This window comes from Janthinobacterium sp. MP5059B (genome assembly GCF_001758645.1).
Taxonomy (GTDB): Bacteria; Pseudomonadota; Gammaproteobacteria; order Burkholderiales; family Burkholderiaceae_D; genus Janthinobacterium; species Janthinobacterium lividum.
Genome location: NZ_LRHX01000010.1, coordinates 44,349 through 59,075 on the forward strand (window position 1 = coordinate 44,349; position 14,727 = coordinate 59,075).

Here is a 14,727-nt window from a genome sequence, read left to right on the forward strand (position 1 = left end):
CGCACGGCTTGCTTAAGCAGATTTAAAACTCTTCCCACTCGCCTTCGGCCGGCGCAGTTGCCTTGCTGCTGGCGCGCGTCGCGGGCAGGCGCAGGGCAGGGGGCGAGGCCTTGCGGGCTGGTGCGGCAGCAGTTGGCGTTGCGCTGCGCTGTGCCGCTTTTACGCTGAAACGGTCGGTCGCTACTGCATTGGCATCGAGGCGGAAGACGCTGACCACCTGCGCCAGTTCGCTCGCCTGTTCCTGCATCGCTTCGGCCGCTGCCGAGGCTTCTTCCACCAGGGCCGCATTTTGCTGGGTCACCTGGTCCATTTCGGAAATGGCCTGGTTGACTTGCTCGATGCCCGCGCTCTGCTCTTCGCTGGCGTTGCTGATCTCGCTCATGATGGACGTGACAAAGCCGATGCTTTGCACGATTTCTTCCATCGTCTTGCCGGCCTTGTCGACCAGGTCCGTGCCCACGTCGACCTTTTGCACGGAGTCGTCGATCAAGCCCTTGATCTCTTTTGCCGCCGCTGCCGAGCGCTGCGCCAGGTTGCGCACTTCCGTGGCCACCACGGCGAAGCCGCGGCCCTGTTCGCCGGCGCGCGCCGCTTCCACGGCCGCGTTCAGGGCCAGGATATTCGTCTGGAAGGCGATGCCGTCGATGACGGAAATGATGTCGACGATTTTCTTCGATGAGGTATTGATTTCGCCCATGGTGGCGACCACTTCGGCCACCACGGCGCCACCGCGGCTGGCGATGCCGGCCGCGTCGCCGGCCAGTTTATTCGCCTGGCGCGCATTGTCGGCGTTCTGTTTCACGGTCGAGGTCAGTTCTTCCATCGACGACGCCGTTTCTTCCAGCGAGCTGGCTTGCTGTTCCGTACGCGACGACAGGTCCTGGTTGCCGGCGGCGATTTCCGCGGAGGCCGTGGCGATGGTGTCGGTGCCGCTGCGCACCTGGCCCACGATACCCACCAGGCTGTCGTTCATGGTTTTCAGGGCATGCATCAGCTGGCCCGTTTCATCGCGGCCCTGGGCCGTGATGGTGCTGGTGAGGTCGCCCGCTGCCACGGTTTCCGCCACTTTCACGGCGGCGCGGATGGGGCCGGTGATCGAGCGCGTGATCCACCACGCGAAACCGATGCCCATCAGCACGGCCAGCACGCCCATGGTGATCAGGAAGATGCGGGTGCCGCTGTAGGCTTCGATGATGCTGGCGCCGACGCCGTCGGCGGCCTTGATCTGCATGTTGGCAAAGCGTTTGACTTCGGCCAGGTAGGCCACGGTGATCGGCGCCACTTCCTTGTCGAACACGACCTTGGCGCCTGCCACGTCCCCGTCGGCCTTCATCTTGAAGGCGCGCGCGCGCGTCGTCACGTAGTCGGTGCGGACCTTGCGCACGACCTTGAATTGCTCGATCACGGCAGGATTGAGCAAGGACGCGATGATGTCGTCCTGCAGCTTGCTGGAACGCTCCGCATCGACTTTCAAGTCTTCCTCGATCTTGGCGCGCACGACAGGATCGGTGATCTCGAACGAGGCGACGCCGCGCACGCTGTTGAGTTCAATGATCTTCGACCATTCGGCCACCATGCGCTGGTTCTTGATGCTGGTATTGATGAGACGGTAAGTCAGGTCGCTGGCCGTTTGCATGCGCACGAGGGCGGTGATGGTCAAGGCGGCAAGCAACAGCAATACGACAGCAAAGCCGACGCCAAGGCGGCTGCCGATGTTCAGGTTTTTCATGTAATTCCTAACAGTTTAATAGTCATGATCGCCGCCGCCAGCAGGGGCGGACAGGCGCCGCAAGGCGCAGGGGATCGGGGTCTTCGGGTGCCGCGTGATGGCTGTGCGGCGCGCCACGCTGAGCGTGGCGATGGAGGTGAAGCAAGGGGCATGTCGGTCAGGCTGACCGCTGCCCAGCAAGCCGCAAGTATAGCATTGACGCAGAGAAATAGTTTTTCAAAGCAATTTTAATTGTTTTTTGATATTGATTTCCTGTTGTGTTTTTACATCAAGTACCTGTGCTATAAGTACTATCACTTACATAAGTGCTGACTTATCGCTTGGCCGCCTGATAAAATACTAATGATAATCATTCGTATTAAAACATCGACCAGGGAATTGTATGCAGCGCAAGCCAGGATTCAAACCGATCACCATCGCAGTACTGGGCGCCTTGACCTTTGGCGCCACGCCATTGGCTACTTGGGCACAGGAAAGCTTGCCCGCCGTCACCGTGACGGCGGCTAAGGACAAGGATGGCTATGTTGCCGCCACCTCCGCCAGCGGCACCAAGACGGAAATGGCTTTGCGCGACGTGCCGCAGACGATCAACGTGGTGCCGGCCGCCGTCATCCGCGACCAGAACGCCATGTCGATCCAGGACATCATGAAGAATATCCCGGGCGTGGGCTTGTCCACGGGCGACGGCCAGCGCGACCAGGTGTTCATCCGCGGCTTCACGGCCATTGGCGACCAGTTCGTCGACGGCTTCCGCGATGACGCGCTGTATTTCCGCGACCTGTCGAATGTGGAGCGCCTGGAAGTGATCAAGGGACCGGCCGCCGTGCTGTACGGCCGCGGTTCCTCGGGTGGCCTGGTCAATCGCATCACCAAAAAACCGGGCGTGGATATCACGGACGTGGCCCTGAGCCTGACGAACACAAAAGGGCGCCGCGGCGAAGTCGACGTCGGCCGTGTCGGCGAGACGGTGGACTGGCGTGTCACGGGTGCGCGCGAATTGTCGGACAGTTACCGCGACCAGCAATTCATCAACCGCACGGCGCTGGCCCCTTCCGTGGCCATCCGCTTGTCGAGCGCGACGAAACTGCTGCTGCAGGGCGATTACCTGGAAGACCGCCGCCTGACGGACTTCGGTATTCCATCCTACCAGGGCCGCCCCGTCGCCGTCGATGCGGGCACCTATTATGGCGCCGCCAACGCCCGCGATGCGGACTTCAGCCAGTCGCGCGTGGTGTCCACGGCCGCGACACTGACGCACAAGTTCAGCGATACTCTGTCGCTGCGCAATGCCTTCCGCTACTACGATTACCACCTGGACCGCAACAACACTAATATTTCCGGCAACGTCAACGAAGTCAAGGGCACGATGAGCCTGGGTCACGCCAAGCTCAACCGCGACGAGAGCGGCTGGTTTAACCAGACGGAACTGACGCAAAAGCTGGTCACGGGCACCTTGCGCCACGAAGTGCTGTACGGCGCCGAATTCGGCAAGCAAAACAAGGATGCGTCGAGCTGGGCTTCGACCGTGGTGGCGACGAATGTATCGATCTTCAATCCCGTCCTGCCGCAGGTCAACCGCAGCAAGCTGGGCGTGCGCAGCGATACTTTCGGCACCTATGACACGGCCGCTGCCTACGTGCAGGACGCCATCAGTTTCAGCGACGAGTGGAAGGCGCTGGCCGGCCTGCGCTACGACCGCTACAAGCAGCAGTCGCGCCTGGCCAATGCGCTTGGCGTGACGACGGCGGACCTGTCGCGCACGGATTCGGCCTACAGCCCCCGCGCCGGCCTCGTCTGGCAACCGAGCGCTGCGCAATCGTATTACGCGTCGTGGAGCCGTTCGTTCCAGCCGAGTGGCGAGAACTTCGCCCTGGCCGCCAACAATGCCGACCTGGCGCCGGAAACCACGCGCAACACGGAAGTGGGCGCCAAGTACGACCTGTGGGGCGGCCGCGCCAACGCCACCGTGTCGCTGTTCCGCCTGGAGCGCGACAACATCAAGACCAGCGACCCGATCACGAACCGCATCGTGCCCGTCGGCACGCAGCGCACGGACGGCCTGGAGCTGACCTTCAACGCGGACTTGCACGATGGCTGGAAGATGATGGCCGGCTACGCTTACCTGGACGCCACCATCACCGATTCCATCGCCGTCGACCGCAGCGTGAATGCGCCGGGCACGACGACGGCCAGTTCCGTCGCCATCAAGGGCAAGCGCGCCACTTTGACGGCGCGCAACACGGCCAATCTGTGGCTGACGAAAGACCTGGGCCACGGCTTCACGGTGGGTGGCGGCGCGAATGCCGTCGGCAGCCGCTTCGCCAACCCTGGCAACACCGTCGTGCTGCCAGGCTACGTGACGGCCGACGCCATGGCCGCTTACCGCACGGGCCGCTATGAAGTGCAACTGAACGTCAACAATATCGGCGACACGCGCTACATCGTCTCGGGCCACGGTTCCAGCCCGAACCTGAGCTTGCCGGGCGCGCCGCGTAATGTGGCGCTGACCTTGCGCTACAGCTTGTAATTTGTCATTTTTCTGACGCATACCAAACCCGCTCGCGAGCGGGTTTTTTCATGGTGGGTAGCGATGTGCAAGCGTGCCGGGCAGACTGGCATTGTTTAGAGGGAATATTCGGTATCGTCAAATTAATGTTGACTAAAGGCAATTTTTTCCAGCGGACTAAGCCTTGTCGGAGTTTGAGGGGTAAAATACTGTCATACGGCACAGGCATGGTGCTTATATCTTGGTGATATGACACGACCACGACGCCGTATGACTTTTTATTTACTCACATCATAGAGGCCTGAATATGGTTCAGATGTCCAGGCGCCAGTTCCTTCGGGTAACTGGCGCGACCATTGCTGGTTCCAGCCTCGCCCTGCTCGGTTTCGCACCGGGCCAGGCGATGGCGGAAGTGCGGCAATACAAGCTGTCTCGCACGACCGAGACACGCAATACCTGTCCCTACTGTTCGGTAGGATGCGGCGTCCTGCTGTATGGGCTGGGCGACGGCGCGAAAAATGCCGTTTCCAGCATCATCCACGTGGAAGGCGATGCCGATCACCCGGTGAACCGCGGCACGCTGTGCCCGAAAGGCGCCAGCCTGGTCGACTTCATCCACAGCCCGAACCGCCTGAAAGTGCCCGAATACCGCGCACCGGGCGGCACGGAATGGCAACCGATCTCCTGGGATGTGGCGCTCGACAAGATCGCGCGCCTGATGAAGGATGACCGCGATGCCAACCTGATCGAAAAGAATGCCGACGGCAAGACCGTCAACCGCTGGCTCTCCACCGGCATGCTTGCCGCGTCCGCCGGCAGCAACGAGGTGGGGTATCTGACCCACAAGACAGTGCGCAGCATGGGGATGCTGACCTTTGATAATCAGGCGCGTGTATGACACGGACCGACGGTGGCAGGTCTTGCCCCGACGTTTGGCCGTGGCGCGATGACGAATCATTGGGTCGATATCAAGAATGCCGATGTGATTTTGGTCATGGGCGGCAATGCAGCAGAAGCACATCCTTGCGGATTCAAATGGGTAACGGAAGCGAAGGCGCATAACAAGGCCAAGCTGATCGTTGTCGATCCGCGCTTTACCCGTACCGCATCCGTGGCAGATTACTACTGCGCCACGCGTACCGGCACGGACATCGTCTTCCTCGGCGCGATCATCAATTACCTGCTGACGAACGACAAGATCCAGCATGAGTACGTGCGCAACTACACGGACATGCCTTTCATCGTGCGCGAAGACTATGCGTTCGAGGATGGCCTGTTCTCGGGTTTCGACAAGGAAAAAGGCAAGTACACGGACAAGGCCACCTGGGATTACGAGATCGGCGACGACGGCTATGCCAAGGTCGATCCGACCCTGGAACACCCGCGCTGCGTCTACCAGATGATGAAGAAGCACTATGCGCGCTACACGACCGAGATGGTCGAACGTACGTGCGGCGTGTCGGCCGACAAGTTCCACAAGGTGGCTGAGGCGTTGGCTTCGACCGCCGTGCCGGGACGCGCCGGCACCATCCTGTACGCGCTGGGCTGGACGCACCACTCGACGGGCGCGCAAACCATCCGCACGGGCGCCATGGTGCAGCTGTTGCTGGGCAATATGGGAATCGCCGGCGGCGGCATGAACGCCTTGCGCGGCCACTCGAACATCCAGGGCTTGACCGATCTGGGCCTGATGTCGAACCTGTTGCCAGGTTACATGACCCTGCCCAACGAGGGCGAGCAGGACTTCGACGCCTACATCGCCGCGCGCGCCACCAAGCCGCTGCGGCCGAACCAGCTCAGCTACTGGAGCAATTACCGCAAATTCCACGTCAGTTTCATGAAGACGTGGTGGGGCGACTTTGCCACGGCGGAGAATAACTATGCCTTCGACTACCTGCCGAAACTCGACAAGCCGTATGACTTGATGCAAGCCATCGAGAACATGCACCAAGGCAAGATGACGGGCTATATCTGCCAGGGCTTCAATGTGCTGGCGTCCGCGCCGAACAAGCAGAAGGTCACGGAAGCGCTGTCGAAGCTGAAGTTCCTCGTCATCATGGATCCGCTGGCCGTGGAAACGGGCGAATTCTGGAAGGCGCACGGGCAGTACCACGAAGTCGATCCCACCAAGATCATGACGGAAGTGTTCCGCCTGCCGACCAGCTGCTTCGCCGAAGAACGCGGTTCGCTGGTGAGCTCTTCGCGCGTGCTGCAATGGCACTGGCAGGCGGCCGAACCGCCGGGCCAGGCGCGCAGCGACCTGGAGATCATGTCCGGCCTGTTCTTGCGCATGCGCAACATGTACAAGAAGGAGGGCGGCAAGTTCCCCGATCCTATCGTCAACCTGACGTGGAATTATGCGCAGCCGCATAATCCGCAGCCGGAAGAAATCGCCCGCGAATTCAACGGCCGTGCGCTGGCCGACCTGTACGATCCGAAGGACGCGACCAAGCTGCTGGTGAAAAAGGGCGAGCAGCTGGCTTCGTTTGCGCAATTGCGCGACGACGGCACGACCACCAGCGGTTGCTGGATCTTCGCCGGCAGCTGGACGCAGGCGGGAAACCAGATGGGACGGCGCGACAATAGCGACCCGACCGGCATCGGCCAGACGTTGGGCTGGGCCTGGGCGTGGCCGGCGAACCGCCGCGTGCTGTACAACCGCGCCTCGTGCGACTTGAAGGGCAAGCCTTTCGATCCGACCCGCAAGCTCATCGAGTGGAATGGCACGAACTGGAGCGGGGCCGATATTCCCGACTTCAAGGTCGACGAACCGCCGGAAAACGGCATGGGCCCGTTCATCATGCTGGGCGAGGGCGTGGCGCGTTTCTTTGCGCGTGGCGCCATGGCCGAAGGGCCGTTCCCCGAGCATTACGAGCCGTTCGAAAATCCGCTGGGCTACAACCCGATGCATCCGAAAAACCCGCAAGCGACCAGCAATCCGGCCGCGCGCGTGTTCGCCGATGACCGGAAAATGTTCGGCACGCATGAGGAATATCCGCATGTGGCCACCAGCTACCGCCTGACCGAGCATTTCCATTACTGGACCAAGCATGCACGCCTGAATGCCATCATCCAGCCGCAGCAATTCGTTGAAATCGGCGAAGAGCTGGCCAAGAGCATCGGCGTCGTTGCCGGCGGTGAAGTGCGCGTCAGTTCCAAGCGGGGACACATCATCGCCAAGGCCGTCGTCACCAAGCGCATCAAGGCTTTGATGATCGAGGGCAAGCCGGTGCATACCGTGGGCCTGCCGCTGCACTGGGGCTTCACGGGCGTGGCCAAGCCTGGGTATCTGATCAATACCCTGACACCGGGCGTGGGGGATGCGAATTCGCAAACGCCGGAATTCAAGTCCTTCCTCGTGAAGGTGGAAAAAGCATGATGGGAGCTCAATAATGGCACTGCAATCCTTAGATATCCGGCGCCTGTCGGCTACCACGGTAACGCCGCCGCAAGCGCGCAGCCCGGTGACGGGCACCGTGGCCAAGCTGATCGATGTGTCGAAATGCATCGGCTGCAAGGCTTGCCAGACGGCGTGCATGGAATGGAACGACTTGCGCGATGAAGTCGGCGAAAACCATGGCACCTATGACAATCCGACGGACCTGACGCCGCAATCGTGGACGGTGATGCGTTTTGCCGAACACGAAAACAACGACGGCAACCTCGAGTGGCTGATCCGCAAGGATGGCTGCATGCACTGCGAGGACCCGGGCTGTCTGAAAGCCTGTCCGGCGCCGGGCGCCATCGTGCAGTACACGAACGGCATCGTCGATTTCCACCAGGAAAACTGTATCGGCTGCGGCTACTGCGTGGCCGGCTGTCCTTTCGACGTGCCCCGCATTTCGAAAAAGGACGACCGCGCCTACAAGTGCACGCTCTGCTCGGACCGCGTGGCCGTGGGCCAGGAACCGGCCTGCGTGAAAACCTGCCCGACGGGCGCCATCGTTTTCGGCACCAAGGAAGACATGAAGGTGCATGCGGAAGAGCGCATCGTCGACCTGAAGTCGCGCGGTTTCGAGAATGCGGGCCTGTACGACCCGCTGGGCGTGGGCGGCACGCACGTGATGTACGTGCTGCACCATGCGGACAAGCCGAAGCTGTATTCGAACTTGCCGGAACGTCCGCGCATCAGCCCGATGGTGGGCTTCTGGAAGGGCTGGTCCAAGCCGCTGGCGGTGGCCGGCATGGCCGCCACGGCCCTGGCAGGCTTCTTCCATTACACGCGTGTCGGTCCGAACGAAGTGAGCAAGGACGAAGAGCACGAAGCGCTGGAAGAGGCCAAACGCATCCGGGAGGAAGACCATGAGCCACAGTGATCTGCATGATGGAAAGCTGCGCGACAAGGATGGCAACCCGCTGATCCAGCGCTACGACCCGAACGAGCGCACGAATCACTGGGTGACCGCCATCACCTTCGTCATGCTGGCCCTGTCCGGCCTGGCCATGTTCCATCCCTCGATGGCGTGGCTGGCGAACCTGTTCGGCGGCGGGCAATGGACGCGCATCCTGCATCCGTTTGCCGGCCTGGTGATGTTTGTCTCGTTCGCGATCCTGGTGGTGCGCTTCTGGCACCACAACAAGTTCGAGGACGGCGACAAGCAGTGGCTGAAACAGATGGACGACGTGCTCAACAACCGCGAAGAAAAGCTTCCGAAGATCGGCAAATACAATGCCGGCCAGAAGATCCTGTTCTTCGTGCTGCTCGCTTGCATGGTGGGCTTGCTGCTGTCGGGCATCGTGATCTGGCGCGCGTACTTTGCGTTCTATTTCCCGATTCCCGTCATCCGCGCGGCCGCCTTGCTGCATGCCGTGTGCGCGTTCGGCATCATCTGCTCCATCATCGTGCACATCTATGCGGCCCTGTGGGTCAAGGGTTCGATCGGCGCCATGGTGCGCGGCACCGTCACCTACGGCTGGGCGCGCAAGCACCATCCGAAGTGGTTTGAGGCTGTCATTCGCAATACAAAAGACTAAGTTCTTGATATTGATGACACCGGCATTACCCGGGGTCAGTCCCAGGACTGACCCCTTTCTTTTTATCGATTAGAATACTTTACAGCCCCTTTTTTGATGGGAAACTCCATTGGTACAACGCATTCTTCAGCCAGGCGAAATCGAAGGCCTGGACCACAACGCGATTCCGCGCCTGCTGCTGCCGCAGCCTGACAGCCTGTTTAAGGCGCGCGCCTTGCGCTTGCGCGAACTGGCGCAGGGAAAAATCAAGGGCATTCCCGTCGATGCGGGCATGCAGGGCTACCTGGTGCTGATGGCCGCGCTGGCCGATGCGCAGGCCGCCGTGGTGGGAAAACTGGCGCCCGGCGCCGTGCCTGCCGCCGACCCGGACGCGCTGCGCCGCGCCATCCAGCACCGCATGCCCGTGCTGCCCGTCAGCGGCGCCCGTCCGCCCGTCTGGCGCGACATCTTTGCCAGCCTGCTCGATGAACTGGCCGCCACGGCGACAAGCCAGCCGGCATTGTCCGGCGGCCTGACGCAGGTGCTGGCCCAGCTGCGCGCGCTCGATGCGCCAGCGCTGGACGCCTGCGCCGATGCCGTGCTCGATGAAAACGGCGACAACCTCAATCCCATGCATGCGCCGTTCGTCGCGGCCGCCCTGCAAATTTTATGGTCGGTGTCGGCCAGCGAATTGCGCGCCGCGCGCGTGCCGGACCTGGAAACGGGCGCCCTGTGCCCCGTCTGCGGTTCGCATCCCGTCGCCAGCGTGATTCGCATCGGCGGCGGGGCGCAGGGCTACCGCTATCTGCACTGCGGCATTTGCGAAAGCGAATGGCATATGGTGCGCGTGAAGTGCTCGACCTGCGAACAGAATGGCAAGATCGCCTACCAGGGCCTGGACGCTGCCGACGCCGCGCCGTTCGACCCCGTGACGGCGAAGGACGACAAATTGCCCAACAAGGCGAACGATCCGAAGAAGGTGGCGCGCGCGGAAACCTGCGACGACTGCCACACCTACCGCAAGGTCTTCAACCAGGAACACGATTACAACGTCGAACCGCTGGCCGACGACCTGGCCAGCCTGATGCTCGACCTGCTGGTGGGCGAAGCGGGCTACCAGCGCGCCAGCGGCAATCCGCTGCTGTGGCTGGGGAAGAGCGACAGCAGCGAGGGCCAGCAGTCATGACGACGGGGCAAACCGTGCGCCTGCCATCGGTAGACCGCATCCTGGGCGACACGGCTTGCCTGGCCCTGATTGCGCACCATGGCCGCGTGCAAACGCTGGCCTGTGCGCGCGCCGTGCTGGCCGAATTGCGTACGACCATGCTGGCCGGTGCCGTGTGCGAAGAGGGTGCGTCGATTGCCGCCATCGCCGCGCACATGGAAGAACGGCTGCAATCGCAGTCGCGTTCGCAACTGCGCGCCGTGTTCAACCTGACGGGCACCGTGCTGCACACGAACCTGGGCCGCGCGCTGCTGCCCGACGCCGCCGTGCAAGCCGTGGTGGAAGCGCTGCAGTGGCCGATGAACCTGGAATTCGACCTGGAAACGGGCAAGCGCGGCGACCGCGACGACCTCGTCGAGGAACTGCTGCGCGAACTGACGGGGGCCGAAGCGGCCACCGTCGTCAACAACAATGCGGCCGCCGTGCTGCTGATGCTGAACACCCTGGCGCAGAACAGGGAAGTCATCGTCTCGCGCGGCGAACTTGTGGAAATCGGCGGCGCCTTCCGCATCCCCGACGTCATGACGCGAGCCGGCGCCGTGCTGCGCGAAGTGGGCAGCACCAACCGCACGCACCTGGCCGACTATGCGAATGGCGTGAGTGAAGACACGGCCCTGTTGATGAAGGTCCATTGCAGCAATTACGCGATCACCGGCTTTACCAAGAGCGTGGAGCTCGACGAATTGGTGCCGCTGGCGGCAAAACACCATGTGCCGACCGCCGTGGACCTGGGCAGCGGGACCCTGGTCGACCTGGCGCAATACGGCCTGCCGCATGAAACGACGGTGCGCGAAACCATAGCAGCGGGGGCCGACCTGGTCACCTTCAGCGGCGACAAGCTGCTCGGTGGCCCGCAATGCGGCGTCATCGTCGGGCGCGCCGATCTGATCGCAAAGATCAAGCGCAACCCCTTGAAACGCGCGCTGCGGGTCGGCAAGCTGACGCTGGCCGCCTTGGAACCCGTATTGCAGCTGTACCGCGCGCCGGACTTGCTGGCCGAACGCCTGACCACCTTGCGCCTCTTGACGCGTCCCGCCGCCGCCATGCGCGCGCAGGCGCAAACCCTGCTGCCGCTGTTGCAAAGCGTACTCGGCGCCACCTATATGGTTACCGCCGAAGCCATGAAAAGCCAGATCGGCAGCGGCGCCTTGCCCGTCGACCAGCTGCCCAGCTTTGGCCTGGCCATCCGCAGCGCGCCCGGTTCGCGCCTGAGCAATCCGCTGGGCGTGCTGGAGCAGCGTTTGCGCGCTTTGCCGTGCCCCGTGATCGGGCGCATCGGGCAAGATACGCTATGGCTCGACTTGCGCTGCCTGGAAGCGGCGCACGAGACGACCTTCATCGCGCAGCTTGCCGGGTTGTCCGCATGATCGTCGGCACCGCAGGCCATATCGACCATGGCAAGACGACGCTGACGCGCGCGCTGACGGGCGTGCACACGGACCGCCTGAAGGAAGAGCAGGCGCGCGGCATTTCGATAGAACTCGGTTATGCCTATCTGCCGCTGGCGGACGGCACGGTGCTGGGCGTGATCGACGTGCCCGGCCACGAAAAATTCATCCGCACCATGGCCTCCGGCGTGACGGGCATCGATTTCGCGCTGCTGGTGGTGGCCGCCGACGATGGCGTCATGCCGCAGACGCACGAGCACCTGGCCATCTTGCAGCTGCTGGGCGTGACGCAGGGCGCCGTGGCGCTGACGAAGATCGACCGCGCCGATGGCGCCCGCGTGGCGCAGGTGGAAGCGGATATCGAAGTGCTGCTGGCCGGCACGCCGCTGGCGGGCAGCCCGATTTTCCCCACGGCCGCCAATCGCGACAATGATGCCGGCGTGGCCGCTTTGCTGGCGCACCTGACGCAAGCGGCGCGCAGCCTGCCGCAGCGTGATGAACGGCGCTTGTTCCGCCTCGGCGTGGACCGGGTGTTCACCTTGTCGGGGCAGGGCACGATCGTCACCGGCACGGCGCTGGCGGGAAGGGTGCAAGTGGGCGACATGCTGCAACTGGCGCCCGGTGGCGCGCAAGCGCGGGTGCGCAGCATCCATGCGCAGAACCGCGCAGCCGGGACGGGCATGGCGGGCCAGAGATTGGCGCTGAACCTGGCCGGCATCGACCGCGAGCGCATCGAGCGGGGCAACTGGATCGTCGCGCCCGAGCTGGCGCAGTGTGCCGAGCGCCTCGACGTGGAACTGACCCTGCTGCCCGACGCGGGAGTACACCTGAAAGCCTGGTCGCCGCTGCACGTGCACCTGGGCGCGGCGCACCAGCTGGCGCGCGCCGTCATGCTCGATGGCGAAACCCTGTCGCCGGGACAGACGGGCAGGGTACAACTGGTATTCGAGTCTCCCATGCACGGCGTGCCGGGCGACCGTTTCGTCGTGCGCAACGCGCAGGCGACGCAAACGGTGGGCGGCGGCATGGTGCTCGATCCGTTCGGGCCCGCGCGCAAGCGGCGCAGCCCGGCCAGGCTGGCCTGGCTCGATGCGCTGGCCGCGTTTGTCGCGCACGGCGACTATGCGGCCCTGCTGGCGCAAGGCCCGCTGGGCTTGCGCGAATCGCTGCTGGTGCGCCTGTCCCTGCTGCCGGCGGACGCCCTGGCGCTGCCGCCCGACACGCGGCGTATCGCCCTGCGCGGTGGCGACGCCCTGCTGGTGGCGCCGCCGGCGTTGCTGGCGCTGGAAGGGCGGGTGCTGGCAGAATTGGAAACCTTCCACGCGCGCGCGCCCGATGAGGCGGGGCCGGAACTGTGGCGTTTGAAACGCATCGTCGACGCGGAGATGGAAGACGCCTTGTGGAGCCACCTGGTCGAAGGCTTGCTGGCGCGCGGCGAGGTGCTGGCGCGCGGCGCCAGCCTGCACTTGCCGACGCACAGCGTGGAACTGACGCCGCAGGAGCAGGCGGTGGCCGAGCCCTTGCTGGCCGCCCTGGAGCAGGGGCGATCCGATCCCCCGTGGACGCGCGACCTGGCGCGCGGCTTCGGCCTGGCCGAGGATGAAACGCGCCGGCTGTTGCGCAAACTTGCCAAGGCAGGGCAGATCAGCCAGGTCGTGCACGACCTGTTTTATCACCAGGCGGCGCTGGCCGAGCTGGCGCAGCTGGTGCGGGAACTGGCGCACAAGGCGGAAGGGGATGCAGGCTTGCCGGCCGGTAATGGCGCCGTGGGCGCGGCCACCTTCCGCGACGCCAGCGGCCTGGGCCGCAAGCGGGCGATCCAGGTTTTGGAATTTTTTGACCGCGTCGGTTATACTCGCCGTGTTGGCAATGGGCATCTATTACGCCCGCAAGCGTTGTGGTCCTACACCACAGCCTTGCCCAAGAGCTAAGTACTAGTTCAGGTACCGCGGAAAGCACACTCATCCGGTGATGTGGCCGGGCTTCAAACCCGGTGGAGGGCGTCAGACGTTCTCCCGTAGGTTCGACTCCTACTGTTTTCCGCCAATCATTTCTCTCTCCTCCTCCCTTGCATCATCCTCCGCTGGCGTTGGCCTGTTGCCACGTTGTGGAAAGTATGTCCCGAAATTGACAATATCCGGCAATGCCAGGGTGAGCCGATGGTAACATCGGCTTGTATCCCCTGTGGCAGATGAAAGCAAGCATGAAACAAGCAAGCATGGCACGGCTGCTGGCAGTGGCGCTGCTGATGCCGGCGCTGGCCGCGGCGGCGGACGTGCGCATCGTCGGCGAGCATTTGCCGCCGTCGAGCATGATGGAAGGCAATGTCGTCGTGGGACGTGAAACGCTCAAGGTGCGCGACATCATGGCGCGCGCGGGCCTTTCCTACAGCATCGAGCTGCTGCCGTGGAAGCGCGCGTATGCGCAGGCGCTGCGCGAGCGTGATACCTGCATCTTTTCCACCAGCCGCACGCAGGAGCGCGAAGCGCAATTTCGCTGGATCGGTCCCCTCAACGAAGCTGAATGGATACTCTACGGCCTGGCCGAACGGCACCTGGCGTTGCGCACGCTGGCCGATGCGCGCGGCCTGGTAATCGGCACTGTGCTGGGCGACGCGCGCGACGATTACCTGCGCCAGCGCGGCCTGAACGTGGCGCCCGTGACGCAGGAGTGGCTCAATCCGCAAAAGCTGCTGCTCGGACGCATCGACTTGTGGGCCGTCGGCATGGCGGTGGGCAGCAAGCCGTTTGCCGGCAAGGAGTGGGAGGGCAAGGTGGTGCCGCTGCTGACCTTCAACCGGGTGCAGACTTACCTCGCCTGCAACAGGCAATTGCCCGAGACGCAGGCCTTGGCCATGCAGCGGGCGGCGGCGGCCATGCGCCGCGACGGCAGCATGGCGCGCGAACATATCCGCTAAGGGCCGCTT

The 14,727-nt window shown here is 63.3% G+C and carries 9 protein-coding genes and 1 tRNA gene; 9 read left to right on the forward strand and 1 reads right to left on the reverse strand.

The window, feature by feature from the left end:
- Positions 1–22: 22 nt before the first annotated feature.
- Entirely contained in the window at positions 23–1,729 is a 1,707-nt protein-coding gene (locus tag JAB1_RS13205; RefSeq protein WP_070280224.1) for a methyl-accepting chemotaxis protein, read from the reverse strand.
- A gap of 382 nt (positions 1,730–2,111) precedes the next feature.
- On the opposite strand from JAB1_RS13205, the gene JAB1_RS13210 reads away from it, so the two are divergent.
- From JAB1_RS13210 to JAB1_RS13255, 9 genes are all read left to right on the forward strand, one after another.
- The gene (locus tag JAB1_RS13210) at positions 2,112–4,256 is read left to right on the forward strand and encodes a TonB-dependent siderophore receptor (protein ID WP_070280225.1); all 2,145 of its coding nucleotides are present in this window, start codon (positions 2,112–2,114) and stop codon (positions 4,254–4,256) included.
- Positions 4,257–4,542: 286 nt separating this feature from the next.
- Positions 4,543–7,614, forward strand: coding sequence for a formate dehydrogenase-N subunit alpha (gene fdnG / locus JAB1_RS13220; RefSeq protein WP_139144543.1), 3,072 nt, complete (start codon positions 4,543–4,545; stop codon positions 7,612–7,614).
- Between the two features lie 13 nt (positions 7,615–7,627).
- Entirely contained in the window at positions 7,628–8,551 is a 924-nt protein-coding gene (gene fdxH, locus JAB1_RS13225) for a formate dehydrogenase subunit beta (protein ID WP_034779207.1), read from the forward strand.
- Positions 8,538–9,209 carry a formate dehydrogenase subunit gamma gene (locus tag JAB1_RS13230; RefSeq protein WP_034779204.1) on the forward strand — a complete coding sequence of 224 codons (672 nt, stop codon included), beginning with the start codon at positions 8,538–8,540 and terminating at the stop codon, positions 9,207–9,209. The genes fdxH and JAB1_RS13230 overlap by 14 nt, the downstream gene beginning before the upstream one ends.
- Before the next feature lie 109 nt (positions 9,210–9,318).
- A complete protein-coding gene (gene fdhE, locus JAB1_RS13235; RefSeq protein WP_070280227.1) occupies positions 9,319–10,374 on the forward strand; it encodes a formate dehydrogenase accessory protein FdhE in 1,056 nt (351 codons plus the stop codon).
- A complete protein-coding gene (gene selA / locus JAB1_RS13240; RefSeq protein WP_070280228.1) occupies positions 10,371–11,780 on the forward strand; it encodes an L-seryl-tRNA(Sec) selenium transferase in 1,410 nt (469 codons plus the stop codon). The genes fdhE and selA overlap by 4 nt, the downstream gene beginning before the upstream one ends.
- Positions 11,777–13,732 (forward strand): selenocysteine-specific translation elongation factor, encoded by a 1,956-nt coding sequence (selB, locus tag JAB1_RS13245; protein ID WP_070280229.1) that lies wholly within the window; start codon positions 11,777–11,779, stop codon positions 13,730–13,732. The genes selA and selB overlap by 4 nt, the downstream gene beginning before the upstream one ends.
- A 19-nt stretch (positions 13,733–13,751) precedes the next feature.
- A tRNA-Sec gene (locus tag JAB1_RS13250) sits at positions 13,752–13,847 on the forward strand.
- A 157-nt stretch (positions 13,848–14,004) separates the two neighbouring features.
- The gene (locus JAB1_RS13255) at positions 14,005–14,718 is read left to right on the forward strand and encodes a transporter substrate-binding domain-containing protein (RefSeq protein ID WP_230521042.1); all 714 of its coding nucleotides are present in this window, start codon (positions 14,005–14,007) and stop codon (positions 14,716–14,718) included.
- The last annotated feature ends 9 nt before the right edge of the window (positions 14,719–14,727 follow it).